At 48.8% G+C, this 17,681-nt stretch carries 21 protein-coding genes and 1 other annotated feature; of the genes, 12 read left to right on the top strand and 9 right to left on the bottom strand.

What is annotated here, in order from left to right; genetic code table 11:
- Positions 1-54 precede the first annotated feature (54 nt).
- Together BCT27_RS20110 and sohB are read right to left on the bottom strand one after the other, a co-directional pair.
- On the bottom strand, positions 55-468 hold the full coding sequence (locus BCT27_RS20110) for a DUF805 domain-containing protein (RefSeq protein WP_102390919.1): 414 nt from the start codon (positions 466-468) through the stop codon (positions 55-57).
- 8 nt (positions 469-476) lie between these two features.
- On the bottom strand, positions 477-1,535 hold the full coding sequence (gene sohB / locus BCT27_RS20105) for a protease SohB (RefSeq protein ID WP_102390918.1): 1,059 nt from the start codon (positions 1,533-1,535) through the stop codon (positions 477-479).
- A gap of 238 nt (positions 1,536-1,773) precedes the next feature.
- On the opposite strand from sohB, the gene BCT27_RS20100 reads away from it, so the two are divergent.
- Positions 1,774-2,517 (top strand): YciK family oxidoreductase, encoded by a 744-nt coding sequence (locus BCT27_RS20100; RefSeq protein ID WP_102396573.1) that lies wholly within the window; start codon positions 1,774-1,776, stop codon positions 2,515-2,517.
- Positions 2,518-2,639: 122 nt separating this feature from the next.
- Here BCT27_RS20100 and rluB read toward each other — a convergent pair whose 3' ends face one another.
- The 3 genes from rluB to rnm form a co-directional block, all read right to left on the bottom strand.
- A complete protein-coding gene (gene rluB, locus BCT27_RS20095; protein ID WP_102391822.1) occupies positions 2,640-3,719 on the bottom strand; it encodes a 23S rRNA pseudouridine(2605) synthase RluB in 1,080 nt (359 codons plus the stop codon).
- Positions 3,720-3,852: 133 nt separating this feature from the next.
- Complete coding sequence (locus BCT27_RS20090) at positions 3,853-4,473, bottom strand: L-threonylcarbamoyladenylate synthase (RefSeq protein ID WP_017011377.1); 621 nt, start codon at positions 4,471-4,473, stop codon at positions 3,853-3,855.
- Positions 4,470-5,345, bottom strand: coding sequence for an RNase RNM (gene rnm, locus BCT27_RS20085; protein WP_102317177.1), 876 nt, complete (start codon positions 5,343-5,345; stop codon positions 4,470-4,472). The genes BCT27_RS20090 and rnm overlap by 4 nt, the downstream gene beginning before the upstream one ends.
- 122 nt (positions 5,346-5,467) lie before the next feature.
- Positions 5,468-5,562 (top strand) — a sequence feature (Trp leader region).
- Between the two features lie 71 nt (positions 5,563-5,633).
- Between rnm and aroF the strand changes: the two genes are divergently transcribed.
- From aroF to gspS2, 11 genes are all read left to right on the top strand, one after another.
- Positions 5,634-6,647, top strand: a complete 1,014-nt coding sequence (gene aroF / locus BCT27_RS20080) for a 3-deoxy-7-phosphoheptulonate synthase (RefSeq protein WP_102396572.1) — start codon at positions 5,634-5,636, stop codon at positions 6,645-6,647.
- Positions 6,644-8,227, top strand: a complete 1,584-nt coding sequence (locus BCT27_RS20075) for an anthranilate synthase component 1 (RefSeq protein ID WP_102317179.1) — start codon at positions 6,644-6,646, stop codon at positions 8,225-8,227. Before aroF ends, BCT27_RS20075 begins: the two co-directional genes overlap by 4 nt.
- The gene (locus BCT27_RS20070; protein WP_102391819.1) at positions 8,224-8,823 is read left to right on the top strand and encodes an aminodeoxychorismate/anthranilate synthase component II; all 600 of its coding nucleotides are present in this window, start codon (positions 8,224-8,226) and stop codon (positions 8,821-8,823) included. Before BCT27_RS20075 ends, BCT27_RS20070 begins: the two co-directional genes overlap by 4 nt.
- Before the next feature lie 26 nt (positions 8,824-8,849).
- Positions 8,850-9,851, top strand: coding sequence for an anthranilate phosphoribosyltransferase (trpD, locus tag BCT27_RS20065; RefSeq protein WP_102396571.1), 1,002 nt, complete (start codon positions 8,850-8,852; stop codon positions 9,849-9,851).
- Positions 9,851-11,218 carry a bifunctional indole-3-glycerol-phosphate synthase TrpC/phosphoribosylanthranilate isomerase TrpF gene (gene trpCF, locus BCT27_RS20060; RefSeq protein ID WP_102391817.1) on the top strand — a complete coding sequence of 456 codons (1,368 nt, stop codon included), beginning with the start codon at positions 9,851-9,853 and terminating at the stop codon, positions 11,216-11,218. The genes trpD and trpCF overlap by 1 nt, the downstream gene beginning before the upstream one ends.
- A 9-nt stretch (positions 11,219-11,227) precedes the next feature.
- Entirely contained in the window at positions 11,228-12,418 is a 1,191-nt protein-coding gene (gene trpB / locus BCT27_RS20055) for a tryptophan synthase subunit beta (protein ID WP_102317182.1), read from the top strand.
- Positions 12,418-13,239 (top strand): tryptophan synthase subunit alpha, encoded by an 822-nt coding sequence (gene trpA / locus BCT27_RS20050; RefSeq protein ID WP_102317183.1) that lies wholly within the window; start codon positions 12,418-12,420, stop codon positions 13,237-13,239. Before trpB ends, trpA begins: the two co-directional genes overlap by 1 nt.
- Positions 13,240-13,463: 224 nt before the next feature.
- Positions 13,464-14,033, top strand: coding sequence for a septation protein A (locus tag BCT27_RS20045; protein ID WP_102396570.1), 570 nt, complete (start codon positions 13,464-13,466; stop codon positions 14,031-14,033).
- Between the two features lie 63 nt (positions 14,034-14,096).
- Positions 14,097-14,495 carry an acyl-CoA thioester hydrolase YciA gene (gene yciA / locus BCT27_RS20040; protein ID WP_102317185.1) on the top strand — a complete coding sequence of 133 codons (399 nt, stop codon included), beginning with the start codon at positions 14,097-14,099 and terminating at the stop codon, positions 14,493-14,495.
- A gap of 90 nt (positions 14,496-14,585) precedes the next feature.
- Positions 14,586-14,888: a YciI family protein gene (locus tag BCT27_RS20035; protein WP_017011388.1), complete on the top strand. Its 303-nt coding sequence runs from the start codon at positions 14,586-14,588 to the stop codon at positions 14,886-14,888.
- A 30-nt stretch (positions 14,889-14,918) separates the two neighbouring features.
- Positions 14,919-15,314, top strand: a complete 396-nt coding sequence (gene gspS2 / locus BCT27_RS20030) for a type II secretion system pilot lipoprotein GspS-beta (protein WP_102317186.1) — start codon at positions 14,919-14,921, stop codon at positions 15,312-15,314.
- A 78-nt stretch (positions 15,315-15,392) separates the two neighbouring features.
- Here the strand turns inward: gspS2 and BCT27_RS20025 are convergent, their stop codons facing one another.
- The 4 genes from BCT27_RS20025 to BCT27_RS20010 form a co-directional block, all read right to left on the bottom strand.
- Positions 15,393-15,641, bottom strand: coding sequence for a hypothetical protein (locus BCT27_RS20025; RefSeq protein ID WP_102317187.1), 249 nt, complete (start codon positions 15,639-15,641; stop codon positions 15,393-15,395).
- 40 nt (positions 15,642-15,681) lie between these two features.
- On the bottom strand, positions 15,682-16,632 hold the full coding sequence (locus BCT27_RS20020; RefSeq protein WP_102396569.1) for a class I SAM-dependent methyltransferase: 951 nt from the start codon (positions 16,630-16,632) through the stop codon (positions 15,682-15,684).
- Positions 16,629-16,844, bottom strand: a complete 216-nt coding sequence (locus BCT27_RS20015; RefSeq protein ID WP_017011392.1) for a hypothetical protein — start codon at positions 16,842-16,844, stop codon at positions 16,629-16,631. The genes BCT27_RS20020 and BCT27_RS20015 overlap by 4 nt, the downstream gene beginning before the upstream one ends.
- Positions 16,845-16,907: 63 nt before the next feature.
- Positions 16,908-17,588, bottom strand: coding sequence for a TIGR01621 family pseudouridine synthase (locus BCT27_RS20010; RefSeq protein ID WP_102396568.1), 681 nt, complete (start codon positions 17,586-17,588; stop codon positions 16,908-16,910).
- Between the last annotated feature and the right edge of the window lie 93 nt (positions 17,589-17,681).

Here is a 17,681-nt window from a genome sequence, read left to right as displayed (position 1 = left end):
GAGAAAAATGCCACCTATCTAGGTGGCATTTTTACGCATTCAATCTAGTCGGAATTACCCTTCAAAGATTGCTGTATCTTTTTCTTTGTCTTCCCGAACAGAGTTACCACCCTGATCAGATTTGTCTCCACCGCGCCCTTTCGGGTCTGGACCAAACTGATTTGGGCCTGGCGTACCATCCAGAATACCGAGTTCGACCAAGGCAAAGATTGGACCGATCAGTGGTAAGAATGTCACTACAATCCACCACGGGTTCTTATTGCGGTCTTTCAAACGCTTAATGTTCAGTGCGAGCGAAGCATAAATCGCGAACAGTGTGATCACGATAGTCAACACGTCAAGTACCGCATTCCCGCCCTGATAGAACAAGGTAGGCACGACCGCGAACATCACTGGCAAACTGTATAACCAGTAGTCACGGCGTCTCATTCGGCCTTGGAACGAAAACAAAGCCCATTTCTGATTCATGTTGACTCCTAAACGATCGGACGCTGGCCGCGGCTAATCCACTTCAACAGTAGACGATCGGTCGCTTCTGCCGCTGAACCTGCGATTTTTTCTGCCAGCTTCTTACGTTGTACGTAACGAATACCTAAAACGTCTTTTTCTTTTACTGCAGTGACGAGGTAATCGTCGCTCGTGCCCACACTGTCAATCAGCCCCAATGGCAAGGCTTGATTACCAAACCAATGTTCGCCAGTAGCGACTTTTTCGAGATCCAACGAAGGACGGTGGTCTGCAATAAAGTCTTTAAAAAGAACGTGTGTCTCTTCTAACTCACTGACGAATTTTTCGCGCGCTTTGTCGGTGTTCTCACCAAACATAGTTAGCGTACGCTTAAATTCACCCGCAGTCAGTTGCTCAAATTCAATATCATGTTTTTTAAGCAATTTATTGAAGTTTGGCAGTTGTGCGATAACACCAATTGAACCAACAACCGCAAACGGCGCTGCAATGATTTTATCCGCCACACACGCCATCATATAGCCGCCACTCGCCGCCACTTTATCAACAGAGACGGTCAATGGAATGCCCGCTTGCTTAATGCGATCAAGTTGTGAAGATGCAAGGCCGTAGGCGTGAACCATGCCACCACCACTTTCAAGGCGAACCATCACTTCGTCGCCGTCTTTTGCGATAGCAAGAATGGCGGTGATTTCTTCACGCAATGCCGTCACTTCGCGGGCATCAATGCTGCCTTTGAAATCCACCACGAAGAGATGTGGTTTGCGACTTGATTCCAGCGAGGCGGAATCCGTCATTTTCTTCGCTTCTGCCTTGGCTTCTTTTGCTTTGGCTTTTTCGGCTTTTTTCTCTGCTTTATCACGGGCTTTGAGTGCAGCCTCGTCATAAATGTGTGATTCCATCGCGTGGATAAGATCGTTGTGCTTATCCGTCAGATTGGTGATTTCAAGTTCCCCTTTCTGACCTTGTTTGCCACCAGCACTTTTTACAATGATGAGAACAGCGATGACTGCGACAGCAAACGTCAGAACTTTGGCCAGAAACAGGCCGTAATCAAGCAAGAATTCCAAACTGTGTTCCTCTTTATCGTTATATCTCGCCATTCTACTACTATTCGAGCGGGAGATTCACGAGGGATGTGTATCAAAGTGCTGGTTTCGCCTCGCTTTCTTTGCAACAGCAGGTTGTTTCTTGTCTGCGAGCCAACTTACAATGCAAAGGTAAACGCCTTTCTCTAACGAGCATGCATGAAGCATGGGCAGCGAGATTAACAGGCAGGATTGCCGATAAGAAAAGGAATATTGTAACGTGGAGTATCAAGTAGCAGCCGATGCATTGAACGGTAGAGTGATTTTAGTTACCGGCGCGGGTGATGGTATTGGACGACAAGCCGCACTCAGTTACGCTCAACACGGTGCAACCGTCATCTTGCTTGGACGCACAGTGAAAAAGCTGGAAAGCGTGTACGATGAAATCGAAGCGGCAGGCGGTGCACAACCAGCAATCATCCCTCTCGATATGCTAGGCGCGACGCGTCAGCATTACATCGACATGGTCGACACCATTAAACAACAGTTTGGACGTCTTGATGGTGTGCTGCATAACGCAGGCTTACTGGGCGTATTGAGCCCGTTTGATCAAATTGAAGAAAAAGCCTTTGATGAAGTGATGCAAGTCAACGTCAAAGCAACCTTCCTGATGACACAGGCCGTCATGCCACTCGTACAGAAATCTGCAGACGCACGTATTGTGTTTACCTCTTCCACTGTAGGACATGCTGGCCGCGCATTCTGGGGCGCTTATGCCATGTCTAAATTCGCAACGGAAGGCATGATGCAAGTGCTGGCAGATGAATTGAGCAACACGTCAGTAAAGGTAAACGCCATTAACCCTGGTGGTACACGCACGCGTATGCGCGCATCTGCTTTCCCAGGTGAAGATGCGAAGACCCTGAAAACACCCGAAGATATTATGCCGCTTTACGTGTATTTGATGGCACCAGAAGGTGCAGAGGTGAACGGTCAATGTATCGATGCGCAGCCGAAGCGTTAGAAACTAGAAACTAGAAACTAGAAACTAGAAACTAGAAACTAGAAACTAGAAACTAGAAAAGCCTGTGTTTAGATAAAGAAAAAGCCAGCATCAGATGCTGGCTTTTTTTAACTTCTTAGCAATTAACGACCTTGGCGTTTATTGCTTTGAGGCTTACCGCCTTGAACTTTCTGACGTGAAGAAGACTGACCTGGACGATTCTGTCCTGGCTTGCCTGGACGTCCACCAGCACGTTGCGCTGGTTTGCCCGCGTCAGTGCGGCTTTGACCTGCTTTACCTTGACCACGACGTGGTGCAGGCTTGTCAGATGCCACTGATTGCTCACCACCACGACGTTGTGGACGTGGCTTGCGAGTGTCGGTGCTTTCAACGCGATCTTCGTGACGACGAACCGCGCGACGGATTTTCTGGCTACGTGCTTTACGTTTCTTCATTTCTGGCGTGATCATAGTTTCACGCTCAGGACGAAGTTCAACCATCTCGCGAAGATAGTTTACGTCATCCAGCTCAAGCTCCATCCAACCGCCACGTGGCAGTTCTTTGTTCAGATAGAGGTTGCCGTAACGCACACGTTTCAGACGGCTAACGGTAACACCTTGTGATTCCCACAGACGGCGCACTTCGCGGTTACGTCCTTCGGTGATCACAACATAGAAAGTATGGTTCATACCTTCACCGCCGGCGTAAACGATATCTTCGAAACGGGCATCGCCGTCTTCTAGCGTTACACCACGAACAAGATTTTTAATCATCTGCTCGTTCACTTCACCAAACACACGCACCATGTACTCGCGTTGTACTTGGCGGCTTGGGTGCATCAGGCGGTTTGCTAGCTCACCGTCAGTGGTGAACAGCATAAGACCCGATGTGTTCGCATCCAAACGACCAACAGCAACCCAACGGGCGCCGTTCATACGAGGAAGACGATCAAAAACGGTACGACGACCTTCAGGATCGCTACGTGTACACAGTTCGCCTTCAGGTTTGTTGTACGCCAATACGCGGCACACAACTTCAGAAGGTGCGGCTACTTGCACGCTATGGCCATCAACACGAATGTTAGTTGACGCGTCATCTAGGCGGTCACCCAGCTTCGCAACAATACCATTAACACTGACACGGCCAGCCTGAATCATGCTTTCGATCTCACGACGAGAACCAAGACCTGCGCGGGCTAGCACCTTCTGTAATTTTTCGCTCATTTACGTTTACCTTACTGTCGCCTTCACAGGCGTCGATGTCGGAAAGAAAAGGCCGTCAGACGTAAATCTGAGGCAACGGCGTATTATGCCTAAAAAAGCACAATGACGCCATGAGTTTTGTATGCATATAAGCTTACTGGAATGGGGTAGGATCGCCTGTACCATGACGGAGAATTTCGGCTTCTCCATCACTGAAATCAACGACTGTGGTCGGTTGTTCACCGAGGTAGCCACCATTTAGAATCACATCCACGGTGTGCTCTAACTGGTCACGAATCGCTTCAGGATCTGACTCGGTAAAGTCGTTACCCGGAAGAATCAGCGACGTCGACATCATCGGTTCGCCAAGCGCTTCCAACAAATCGAGCGCAATACGGTTATCAGGTACGCGAATACCAATGGTTTTACGCTTAGGGTTCATCAAACGACGAGGCACTTCCTTCGTCGCTTTCAAGATAAAGGTGTACGGCCCTGGTGTGTTGTTTTTGATCAAACGGTAGGCCGTGTTATCAACACGCGCATACACGGAGATTTCAGATAAATCTCTGCACAACAACGTAAAATTGTGCTTATCGTCTAAACGGCGAATACGACAGATTTTTTCTAGCGCAGATTTGTTTTCAAGCTGACAACCCAGTGCATAGCCTGAATCGGTTGGGTAAATGATAACGCCGCCGTTGCGAATAATGGCAACGGCTTGCGTGATCAAACGTGTTTGTGGATTTTCTGGGTGAACGTAAAAAAATTGGCTCACTTTTCCTCCTCTGGGCTTATCTCTGCCCTTTCAATGACTGGTAGTGTCCAACTTTCCCACACCCCTTCGCACCCCTTTGGCAGGTACAAATTACGCCCAAGCTCAAGCCATGGCGACGGATAGTGGAAGTCAGAACCTTGGGATACCAGCAATCCATAATGAATAGCATAGTCAGCAAGTTGTCGACGTTCGACTGGAGATTGTTGAGGCTGGACAATTTCCATCCCGTCTCCACCCGCTTCTTTAAATGCTTCTAACAAGCGTTTTAACCATTTCGCTGTCAGTTTATAGCGACCTGGGTGTGCAATCACTGCCTGCCCTCCCGCTTTGTGAATAACATCAACAGCTTCTGCGATCGTGCACCAATTTGGCGGCACATAACCGGGGTTGCCGCGCGTCAGGTATTTCTTAAACACGGCTTGCATGTTCTTCACATGGCCTTGTTCGACCATCCAGCGCGCAAAATGCGCGCGAGTCAGTGGCACATCCCCCGCTAAGGCTTTTGCACCTTCCAGTGCGCCTGGCATGCGGTGCTTTTCCAAACGCTCGGCGATTTGCTCTGCACGCACATCTCGACGTTCAGCTTGTTGCGCAATCAACGCATTCAGCTCTGGAGAATCAAGGTCAATGTTCAATCCAACAATGTGGATGTCTTTGTTTTGCCAAACGGTAGAAATTTCAATGCCATTGACGATATGCAAAGGAAGATCAGCCTCAAGCACCGCCTGCTTAGCAGGTTCAATGCCTGCGACAGTATCATGATCTGTGATCGCAAGAACTTGGACGCGAAAATCGACCGCGCGCTTTACAAGTTCTGCAGGGCTGAAGCGTCCGTCAGACGCCGTGGTGTGGCTGTGGAGATCAAATAGCATTAATTTTCTTCAATTCGTTGCTTGACATTACCACCATACACTAGTTAACTAGTACACGATTACGAACACAAATGGATAACGTCATCATGGTACAGCATAACCTCACTCGACAAACAGTAATGATTAACTGGTGGTGGCACTCCCTATAGCGGGCAGTGTGATGAGTTGTACCTAACGGAAAGACGTCACCAAGCCCGCAGATAGCGGGTTTTTTTATATCTACATTTTACCGCCCAGAACGTATTGAGCACCTTATCGAAGGTGGCGGCACCAAAAAGGATTTTTAACATGATCATCGTATTAAAACCCCATGCGACCGAACGACAAGCAAAAGTGATTCTGGGCAAAATAGAACAAGCGGGGCTGAAACCTTTGTTCATGCCAGGTGTTGAACGCATCGTTTTGGGTGCGTTGGGTGATGAGCGGGTATTGCAGAAACTCCATATAGAGAGCGACCCGTTAGTAGAAGAAGTTAAACCCATCTTATCCAAATACAAAATGGTCTCCCGTGAAGTACAAGCTCACAACACGGTTGTACGTATTGGTAATATGTCGATCGGCGGGGACAAATTTGCGGTTATTGCAGGCCCTTGCTCTGTTGAATCAGAACAACAATTGCTGTCTGTCGCCGATGTTGTAAAAAGCCATGGTGCCACTGCGCTTCGAGGCGGTGCATATAAACCTCGAACCAGTCCTTATGATTTTCAAGGCATGGGCGTTGAAGGACTGAAACTGCTTAAACAAGCCAGTGACGCAACAGGCATGCCAACCGTCTCAGAGGTGATGGAAGTCAGTCAGGTAGATTCACTTTGTGAATACATTGATTGCCTTCAAATTGGCGCGCGCAATATGCAAAACTACGGATTGTTAAAAGCAGTTGGCGAAACAGGCAAACCAGTCTTGTTAAAACGCGGACTTTCCGCCACTATCGAGGAGCTGTTGCTAGCGGCTGAATATATCTATGATGCTGGCAACCCGAACATTATCCTTTGTGAACGTGGTATCCGCACTTACGAGACTGCAACGCGTAATACGCTGGACTTAAATGCAGTCGCCTACATAAAGCAACGCAGCCACCTGCCAGTTGTCGTGGATCCAAGCCATGGGACGGGTGTGCGTGAATTGGTTATTCCTCTTTCACGTGCCGCCGCCGCAGTGGGGGCCGACGGTATTATCGTCGAAAGCCACCTAAACCCTGCGGAAGCACTGTCCGATGGTCATCAAGCGCTCACTGGAGACATGTTCGCGCAATTAATGCAGGAACTAAAACCATTTGTTGAAGCAGCAGGGAGAACGCTGTGAAAAACCACGCTTTAAAACAAGGCGAATTAGACGTACTGAGCTTGGATGTGCCGTACGTCGCCGCTCCGACTGAATTATATGCCGCAGTCTGTCAGGACCGCCCACACAGTCTACTTCTAGAATCTGCTGAGATTGATTCAAAGCAGGATCTAAAAAGTCTGATGCTGGTCGATGCTGCAGTCCGCATTGTTTGCCGCGGCCGCATTGTCGAACTCGAAGCAAAATCGGAAAACGGCAACAATGTATTGAATGCCATTGAAGCGCAAATTGACCATCAAGGTATCTCAATTTGCCGCGAACGCGATGGCGACATGCTGACACTTCATTTTTCGGAAGAAGACCGAACACTCGATGAAGATGCGCGCTTGCGTCAGCCTTCACCGTTTGATGCACTTCGCCTTATTCAACATGCTTTCAAGCTTGAAGGACAACCCGACGAAGCACTCATGATCGGTGGCCTTTTTGCCTACGATCTGGTGGCGCAATTTGAGCCCCTTCCCGAAGCAGAAGAAAGCAATCGCTGCCCTGACTTCCTTTTCTATGTTGCTGAAACGCTATTGGTCATTGACCACCAGCGCCGCCAAGCAAAATTGCAAGGCACCCTCTTTGGAGGTGACGACACCACACAAACCTACTTTGATTTGAGTCGTCGGCTTCAAGCCATCAAAGAGAGCTGTTTGAACCCGACAGCAATGCCGATCGCACAGCAGGTCGAAGATAATGGTATCGATGTCTCTATCAGTGACGAGGATTTCTGTCAGGCCGTCGACACGCTCAAAGAATATGTCGTTAGAGGTGACGTGTTTCAGGTGGTGCCTAGCCGCCGATTCACACTGCCTTGCCCTTCCCCACTGAATGCGTATTTGAAACTCAAACAAGGTAACCCTAGCCCGTACATGTTCTACATGCATGACAGCGAATTCACCCTGTTTGGCGCATCACCAGAAAGTGCACTGAAATACAGCAAAGACACCAACCAAGTGGAAATTTACCCGATTGCAGGCACACGCCCTCGCGGTAAGAATCCAAACGGTTCAATCAACTTGGACCTAGACGGCCGTATCGAACTTGAGCTGCGCAACGACACCAAAGAAAAAGCCGAGCACATGATGCTGGTTGATTTGGCGCGAAATGACGTGGCTCGTATCAGCGAACCGGGCACGCGTTATGTGTCAGACCTTCTTCAAGTTGACCGCTACAGCCACGTCATGCACTTGGTGTCTCGTGTTGTTGGCCAACTGCGTAACGATCTCGATGCGCTGCACGCGTATCAAGCGTGCATGAACATGGGCACCTTAACGGGCGCACCAAAAATCCGTGCCATGCAGCTCATTCGTCAATTCGAAAAACGTCGTCGTGGAAGTTATGGCGGTGCAGTTGGCTACCTCACAGGCCATGGCGATATGGATACTTGTATCGTGATCCGCTCTGCGTACGTTGAAGATGGTGTTGCACAAGTGCAAGCAGGCGCCGGCGTGGTATTCGACTCTGTGCCTCAAGCTGAAGCCGATGAAACACGCGGAAAAGCACAGGCGGTGCTAACGGCAATTCGAGCAGCACACTCAGGAGGTGCACAATGAGCCAAGCCATGAATGCACACATCGTGCTGATCGATAACTTCGATTCTTTTACTTACAACTTGGTCGACCAATTTCGCTCATTGGGCTATCCGGTGAAGATTTATCGTAACAGCTTGTCAGCAGACCAAATCGAGCAAGCAGTCAGCGAACTGACAAACCCAGTTGTAGTGCTATCCCCAGGCCCAGGCGCGCCGTCAGAAGCAGGCTGTATGCCAGCACTGATTCAAAAACTGAAAGGCAAAGTGCCAATGATTGGCATTTGTCTCGGCCAGCAAGCCATCACAGAAGCTTATGGCGGTGTGGTTGCTGGCGCAGGTGAAATCGTTCACGGAAAAGCGTCGCAAATGACCCACAACGCTCATGCCGTGTTTGGCAACATTGAAAGCCCTCTCACCATTGCGCGTTACCACTCGTTGGTCGCCACCAAGGTGCCAGATTCGCTTGACGTGATTGCAGATGTGGAAGGCTTAGTCATGGCCGTTGTGAACGACGCAGATCGCGTGGTCGGCTTCCAATTCCACCCAGAGTCAATTTTGACAACGAAGGGCGCAGACCTTCTGACCAACACAATCAACTGGGCGACACAGCCGCGCTGATGGACGACAAGACAAGGAGAGTAAACATGGACGCAATTATTAATAAGCTTTACGAACAAGCATCTCTGTCTCGTGAAGAAAGCCATCAGCTGTTCGACACCATTATCAAAGGTGAAATGGACCCTATCCTGTTGGCCGCGACATTAACGTCGCTAAAAATTAAAGGCGAAACACCAGAAGAAATCGCGGGCGCGGCATCTGCACTAACGGCAAACGCAAACCCGTTCCCTTCACCAGATTATGATTTCGCTGACATTGTTGGCACCGGTGGTGATGGTTCGAACTCTATCAATATTTCCACGACAGCGGCCTTTGTAGCAGCAGCCTGTGGTGTGAAAGTCGCCAAGCACGGTAACCGTGGCGTATCGAGCAAATCCGGTTCTTCCGACTTGCTGGCTGCATTCGGCATTGACCTTGCCATGAGCCCAGAGACAGCACGTGGCGCGTTAGACGACTTAGGCGTATGTTTCTTGTTTGCCCCGCAATACCACAGCGGTGTTCGCCACGCGATGCCTGTTCGTCAAACCATGAAAACACGCACCATCTTTAATTTGTTAGGCCCATTGATTAACCCTGCAAAACCAACACTCGAACTGATGGGTGTGTATGACAAAGCCCTTGTAAGGCCAATTGCAGAAACCATTAAAACCCTTGGCCTAAAGCGTGCCGCCGTTGTTCACGGTAGCGGACTTGATGAAGTCGCGATTCACGGTGAAACCACCGTGGCTGAAATTAAAGATGGCGTGATCACCGAATACACTCTGACACCAGAAGATTTTGGCGTTAATACCCACCCTCTCAAATCCATTGAAGGGGGCACGCCAGAAGAAAACCGAGAAATCATTACACAAATCCTTCAAGGCAAAGGGACAGAAGCTCAGCAAAGCGCGGTTGCCGTTAACGTTGCACTTCTACTTCGCCTGTTCGGTCATGAAGATCTGAAAGCCAACACACAAAGAGCGCTGGATGTGATGAGCAGCGGAAAACCCTTCGAACTCGTTCAGCAACTTGCGTCACGGAGCAACTAATGGAAACGGTACTAGCAAAAATTGTTGCGGATAAACGCATTTGGATTGAGGCGCGTAAGACGGCACAGCCGCTAGCGAGCTTCATCAACGAAGTCGTCCCAAGTGATCGCAGCTTTTACGATGCGCTTTCAGGCAAGCCCGCCAAGTTTATCTTGGAGTGCAAAAAGGCCTCACCATCAAAAGGTCTGATCCGCGATGACTTCGACTTGGATTACATCGCCAGCGTATACGGCAACCATGCCGCAGCGATTTCTGTCCTAACAGATGAAAAATACTTCCAAGGCAACTTTGACTTTCTGCCACAAGTCCGCGGTCAAGTGCCTTGCCCAGTGCTGTGTAAAGATTTCATGGTGGACACTTATCAAGTCTACCTCGCGCGTTTCCATCAAGCCGATGCCATTTTGTTAATGCTGTCTGTGCTGAACGACGACGAATACCAAGAGCTATCTGCGTTGGCGCATGAACTCAATCTCGGAGTACTGACGGAAGTCAGTAACGAAGAAGAGCTGGAACGTGCCATCGCGCTAAAAGCGAAAGTGGTTGGCATCAACAACCGCAACTTGCGCGATCTAAGCATCGACCTTAACCGTACAAAAGAACTCGCGCCGCGCTTGTCTGAAGATACGATCGTGATTTCAGAATCAGGTATCTATACCCATCAACAAGTGCGTGAACTTGCGCCATATGCCAACGGCTTCTTGATTGGCAGCTCATTAATGTCTGAAGACGATGTTGAACGTGCGGTACGTCGAGTGCTTTACGGCGACAACAAAGTCTGCGGCCTTACACGCGCAGAAGACGCAAAAGCCGCTTATGACGCCCTCGCCAATTACGGTGGCCTGATTTTCGTTGAAAAATCACCGCGCTTTGTGGATATAGAAGCCGCTCGAAAAGTGATGGCAGGCGCACCGCTTGCTTACGTCGGCGTGTTCCAAAACCATGAATTATCAGAGGTCGCTAAGACAGCAAACGCATTATCACTGTCAGCGGTTCAACTTCATGGCAATGAAGACGGTGACTACGTGAAAGCGCTGCGTGAAGCCTTGCCAAGCAACACGCAAATATGGAAAGCCCACGGCGTGAGCGATACCGCGCCTGCGCTTGAAGCCAACGCCGACAGAAACCTATTCGACAGCCGCGTGGGCACACAAAGCGGCGGAACAGGCAAAGCGTTTGATTGGTCCCTCATTCCAGAGGATCGAAAAGACACCGTGATGATCGCAGGTGGCCTTTCGCAAGAAAACGCAAAAGACGCAGCACAACTGGGCTGCGCAGGACTCGATTTCAACTCTGGCGTCGAAAGTGCGCCGGGTATCAAAGATAAACAAAAATTGGACGCTGCATTCTCAGCGCTTAGAGATTACTAAAGGACGGTTATGACTAAGTTGAATGCCTATTTCGGCGAATTTGGTGGTCAGTACGTACCACAAATCTTGGTCCCAGCACTGGACCAGCTAGAACAAGCGTTTATTGATGCGCAAAGTGACCCAGAATTTCAGAAGGAATTTATTGGCCTTCTGGAAGAATATGCAGGTCGCCCAACCGCATTGACGCTAACGCGAAACCTAACCAAAGGCACCAAGACCAAGCTGTACCTAAAGCGTGAAGACTTACTTCACGGTGGTGCGCACAAAACCAATCAGGTGTTGGGTCAGGCATTGCTCGCGAAACGCATGGGCAAGAAAGAGATCATCGCTGAAACAGGCGCGGGTCAGCACGGTGTGGCAACTGCACTTGCATGTGCACTCCTTGATTTGAAATGCCGCGTTTACATGGGCGCAAAAGACGTAGAACGTCAGAGCCCAAATGTGTTCCGCATGAAATTAATGGGTGCAGAAGTGATTCCTGTTCATTCAGGCTCTTCAACCCTGAAAGATGCCTGTAACGAAGCGCTACGCGACTGGTCTGCAAGCTATGACGACGCGCATTACCTTCTCGGCACGGCAGCGGGTCCTCACCCCTTCCCGACCATCGTGCGTGAGTTCCAAAAAATGATTGGTGAAGAAACCAAACAACAAATTTTGGAACGCGAAGGTCGCTTGCCTGACAGCGTGATCGCCTGCGTCGGCGGTGGATCAAACGCGATTGGTATGTTTGCTGATTTCATCGAAGAAACTGACGTGGGTCTTATTGGTGTTGAACCAGCGGGCTTAGGCTTGGACACAGACCAACACGGCGCACCACTTAAACACGGCAAGCTGGGTATTTTCTTCGGGATGAAATCACCGTTGATGCAAGACCCAAATGGTCAGGTTGAAGAATCCTATTCAGTCTCTGCAGGTCTCGACTTCCCATCTGTTGGCCCTCAGCACGCACACTTAAATTCCATTGGCCGTGCCGAATACGTCGCCATCACCGATGATGAAGCGCTAGATGCCTTCCAAGAGTTGGCGCGCAGTGAAGGTATCATCCCGGCACTGGAATCTGCTCATGCCTTGGCATACGCCCTAAAAATGGCGCGTGAGAACCCAGAGAAAGAACAATTGTTAGTGGTTAATTTGTCAGGTCGTGGAGACAAGGACATCTTCACTGTGCACGACATTTTGAAAGAAAAAGGAGTGATGTAATGGCTGCGACCTTGTCTCACCGCTATGAAGCGATGTTTGAAAACCTCGATGCCAAAGGTGAAGGTGCCTTCGTTCCTTTCGTGACCATTGGCGATCCTAACCCCGAGCAATCACTAAAGATCATCGAAACCCTTGTGGCAAATGGTGCAGACGCACTGGAGCTGGGTATTCCTTTTTCTGACCCATTGGCTGATGGCCCGACAATCCAAGGTGCGGCAATCCGCGCATTGGATTCAGGTACCACACCAGACAACTGCTTTGACATTCTGCGCCAAGTGCGTGAAAACCACCCTGAGATCCCTATGGGTCTGTTGATGTACGCCAACTTGGTATTCGCGAACGGTATCGACAACTTTTACGCGAAATGCGCAAATGCAGGTGTAGATTCAGTACTGATAGCCGATGTCCCAGCGGGCGAATCCAAAGAGTTCCGCGATTCAGCTGCAAAGCATGGGGTTCACGCAATCTTCATTGCACCACCGAATGCCAATGAAGACACTTTGAAAACCATTTCAGAGCTTGGCGGCGGTTACACGTACTTGCTATCACGTGCAGGCGTAACAGGTGCAGAAACCAAAGCGGGTCAGCCGATTGATCATTTGTTGAAGAAACTCAGCGATTACGGTGCGCCTCGTCCACTTCTCGGTTTCGGTATTTCCGAGCCGTCACAAGTGAAAGAAGCTATCACGGCAGGTGCAGCGGGTGCCATTTCAGGCTCTGCCGTTGTCAAAATCATTGAACGCAATGTCGATGATGAACCAACCATGCTCAAAGAACTCGGTGAGTTCGTGGTCAACCTAAAGGCTGCCACCAAGAAATAATCGAGATTTATGAGACAAAGACAGGTCGGCAATTGCCGGCCTTTTTTGTATTTACTCTCTTTCCATTGGCTCTTGCGATCGTACAAAGAATATCCAACAACGTTTATCCAACATATCCCACGGCAATTCATCCGGTTAATCACGTTTTAACTCTGATCATTATTCGGTAAACTCGAACGCTGAATCGCTCCTACCCTGATGGGTAAACAAGGATAAGTACCTGAATGAAACAGCTCCTCGACTTTATTCCATTGGTCATTTTCTTTGCTCTCTACAAAATGCAGGACATTTACGTCGCCACCGGAGCACTTATCGTTGCCACCATCATCCAAGTGATCGTGACGTGGGTGTTATACAAGAAAGTCGAAAAAATGCAGATAGTCACAGCCGCACTGGTTACAGTGTTTGGTGGGATGACGCTTTTTTTCCAAGATGACAATTTCATCAAATGGAAAGTGACCATTGTTTATGCGCTTTTCGCGGGCGGCCTCATTGTTTCGCAAATCATGGGCAAGCCACTGATTAAAGGCATGCTCGGTAAAGAAATCGTCTTGCCCGATGCCGTGTGGCGAAACGTCAACAATGCGTGGGTTTTGTTCTTTGCTGTGCTCGCGGTCGTCAATATCTATGTGGCGTATCAGCTACCCCTTGATGTATGGGTGAATTTCAAAGTGTTCGGCTTACTCGGTCTAACGCTGGCTTACACCTTGGTCACTGGCGTTTATATTTACAAGCACATGCCGAAAGAAGAAGACTTGCCAGACGAATCGAAGAAAGAAACCGATTCAGAATAATTACTTAGCCCAATGGGAGAAATTTTATCTCACATTGGTTTTTCATTTCCCGGAAGTAGTACCATGTCGGAAACGAACAATTGCCCTCGCGGCCAACTTTTATTGCGCACCCTCGCCATGCCTGCAGACACCAATGCAAACGGTGATATTTTCGGCGGCTGGATCATGTCTCAACTCGATTTAGCGGGTGCCATTTTGGCAAAAGAAATTTCTCACGGACGTGTTGTGACTGTCTCCGTTGAAGAAATTGTCTTTAAAACACCGGTAAAGGTCGGTGATGTTGTGTGTTGTTATGGCGAATGCATTCGCATTGGACGCACTTCAATGAGCGTTTCACTGGAAGTTTGGGTGAAACCTGTCGCTGCGGACGGCGTTGGCCAACGCCACAAAGTTTGCGAAGCAACGTTTAACTATGTGGCGATTGATGCCAACGGACGACCAAGACCGATAAATAAGTCATAAATCATACATTTCAATAAGCGATTTTGGTTACGCTCGCATACACTTGGCGAGATACTGTGAACCAAAAGATAACCGAGAGAGAAAACACGGATGTGGTACGTCATTTTTTCACAAGATGTAGAGAATAGTTTGCCTTTGCGTATGCAGGTACGTGAGCAACACTTAGCTAGACTTCGCGAACTTGACGCCGAAGGCCGTCTGCTAGTAGCAGGCCCCAATCCGGCGATTGATTCCGAAGATCCTGGTGAAGCAGGATTTACTGGCTCCACGGTTATTGCGAAATTTGACAGTCTCGCTGATGCAAAGGCTTGGGCCGATGCCGACCCGTACATCGAAGCGGGTGTTTATAAAGATGTCATCATCAAACCGTTTAAGAAAGTGTTGCCCGCCTAATTTGGCAACGGATATGCAAAGGATTTTTTAATGCGACTAGTATCATCCACTGGACGAATTGCACTTGCTGGCCTCCTAGCAATGCTTCTTTCGGCATGTTCCAGTACGTCTGATCAAGAAATTGCTGAAACCTTCGCTGCGCAACGCGCAGACATGCTTGGCAAGATAATGCCCGTTGAGGGTCCTGGCTATAATATCGTTCGCGCGAAAGCAGACGGCAGTAATATTGAACTGACATTGCTTTACTCTGGAAGCGGCGATGTAGCACCTACTGTGCTAGCGGATAACTTGAAGAACACTTACTGTTCGGACAATGAAATCGCATCGCTGATGGAAAAAGGCGTGAGCTACAAACTTCTGTTCCGAGATAGCCGCGGTCGTGAGATTTTAGAGCGCTTCGTCACCTACCAAGATTGTGTTGAGTAACACGCCTGTGTAGAACGTAAAAAGGCCCGGATGGGCCTTTTTTGATCGTGTTATCTAGAAGCAACTATCAACAGCAATTTATACGGTAAAGCCATGAATAAATGCCAAGACTTTCTCTTCTGGCATTTCGCAGGGTTTCAGCATCCACGTCCCATTAGCCATATACATATTGGCACTGATGAAATCGGTGCTAGACAGCGATTCTGCGTACACTTTGACGGACTTCCCTGAGCTATACCGCCTTATCGACATTCCCCAACGTTCTCCTTGATACAAAACGTCGTAATGGCCCGCGTCGAATTGGCTGATGCGGAGAAAGGCATCCATGACTTACCTCCAAGTAGATTCACAAAAATATGCGCCTTACTTACCTTGCGCTGTGGCGAAAATGCATCACTTTCAACGCACTGTCTGCATCAATATCTTCAAACTCTGGTGGATTATCTAAGCGAGAAACAAACTCAAATGCGGGTGCGCATTCAACCATTTGTTCCGTCAGAAAACTTGGCTGAATATCAGGTGAATTCACACACGCCAGTACATCACCGCCTTCCACGACCAACTCAGGCAAACGGCGCAAGATTTTCGCGTAGTCTTTCGTCAGAACGAAACTGCCTTTCTGGAATGACGGAGGATCAATGATCACCAAATCATAAGGGCCATACTTTTTGACCTTACCCCATGATTTAAATAACTCATGCCCCAAAAATGCCACTTGATTGAGATTATGCTGATTCAACTGATGATTTTCACGACCGCGAGAAAGGGACGATCTCGCCATGTCCAAGTTAACCACTTGGTCGGCCTTACCTTCAATGGCTGCCACTGAAAAACCGCACGTGTAGGCAAACAGGTTAAGCACTCGCTTATGTTTAGCGTTGTTTTGCACCCATTCTCGACCTAAGCGCATATCGAGGAACAAGCCATTGTTCTGGCGCTTACCCAGATCCAATTTATAAGTTAAGCCATTCTCAATCACATTGATTTGTTGAGGCTGCTCGCCCACAAAGGTTTCTGTTTCTGCACCTTCGCGGTCACGATGTTGAACAACGATGGTGTTACCACCAACCTCTTTCCAAACATCACCGTGCTGAAAATCGGTGATACCTTGTTTTAACGCCTCATAGAATGCGGCTTCATCTTCCTTAAAGATCGCAATCTGGAGCACACCGCTACCGAGCCAGTCAGCTGTGATTTGTTCAAGCCCTTCATAACAACGGCCACGACCATGAAAAACACGGCGCACTTCATTGCCACAAGCAGGTAAACGCTCAGAAATAACGGTAAAAAACGTCGACAAGGCGTCGGGATTCATCATTTTTCAAATCCTTCATTGTTTTCAACAATGACATTATCAGGGTTTGCGATTGCGACCCCTTCGACGGGCGCACCGCCCAGCTGAAGGTTGGTGAAATCACTGTTTCTTTTAATCCTCCCTCTCGCCGATTTCTTTAAGCGTTGGCGACGAAGATTGGCTAGGCTCCAGAAACGATGTGCATTGGTTTGTGTCTTTTTACGAACTAGCGGCATGGAATGCTCCAACAGTCTCGTTCCATCCATGGGGTACGAAAGAGTAATTTGAAATATGCGTCACTACGCTTTGGATTTTTGATGAGGCAATGTCGGCCAAGCCAGCGAAGAGGGAGATTGCCATTCTTCTGGAATCTCTGCCCACTGTTCACCAGTGCGAGGAGGCTGAATAAATTGGTATTGCTCACCCGCATGTGAAAATGACAAGGCATAGGCGTGAAGGTAGCCACGGTCGGCCTCTAAGCCACCATAAGTGTTATCACCTAAAATTGCCGAACCAACGCTCTTTAAAGCAACGCGAATTTGGTGGGTTTTACCCGTGAATGGCTTACAAAGAAAAGCACGGCGCCCTTCACCCACAGAGGTAGAAAAAAACTGCGTTACCGCTGGGTTTTCTCGACTTGGTAGGAGCTTCCACATTGATCGACGACTTTTCGCCATATCGCCAATGATTGTGCCCTGCTTTTTCGTCGGTTTTTTCGCGGCAATTGCCAGATAAAACTTACCCACTTCTCGTTTAGCAAAAAGCGATGAAAGCGCCGACGCTGCAGCCTGATGACGACCGAGTAATAGAAGACCCGAGGTCATCTTGTCTAAGCGGTGGATCAAATACAGCTGTTTATCACCCGTTAGCCGCGCAACGCAGGCAAGCAATGGTTGAGCGTTATCATCTTTATGTACGCTGATACCAGGGTGTTTATCAATCACCAGGAAGTCTTCGTTTTGAAAGACCAGATCGAACATAGCTGAACCTTGAATAATCGAAACTGCGGAGAGTGTAATGGCAGAACTGGCGCGAATAAAGCACGGAAGAAGGTTAAACGCTAAAAACGAAAA

Source organism: Enterovibrio norvegicus (assembly GCF_002876705.1).
Classification (GTDB): domain Bacteria; phylum Pseudomonadota; class Gammaproteobacteria; order Enterobacterales; family Vibrionaceae; genus Enterovibrio; species Enterovibrio norvegicus_B.
This window is presented reverse-complemented; position numbering and strand designations above follow the sequence as displayed.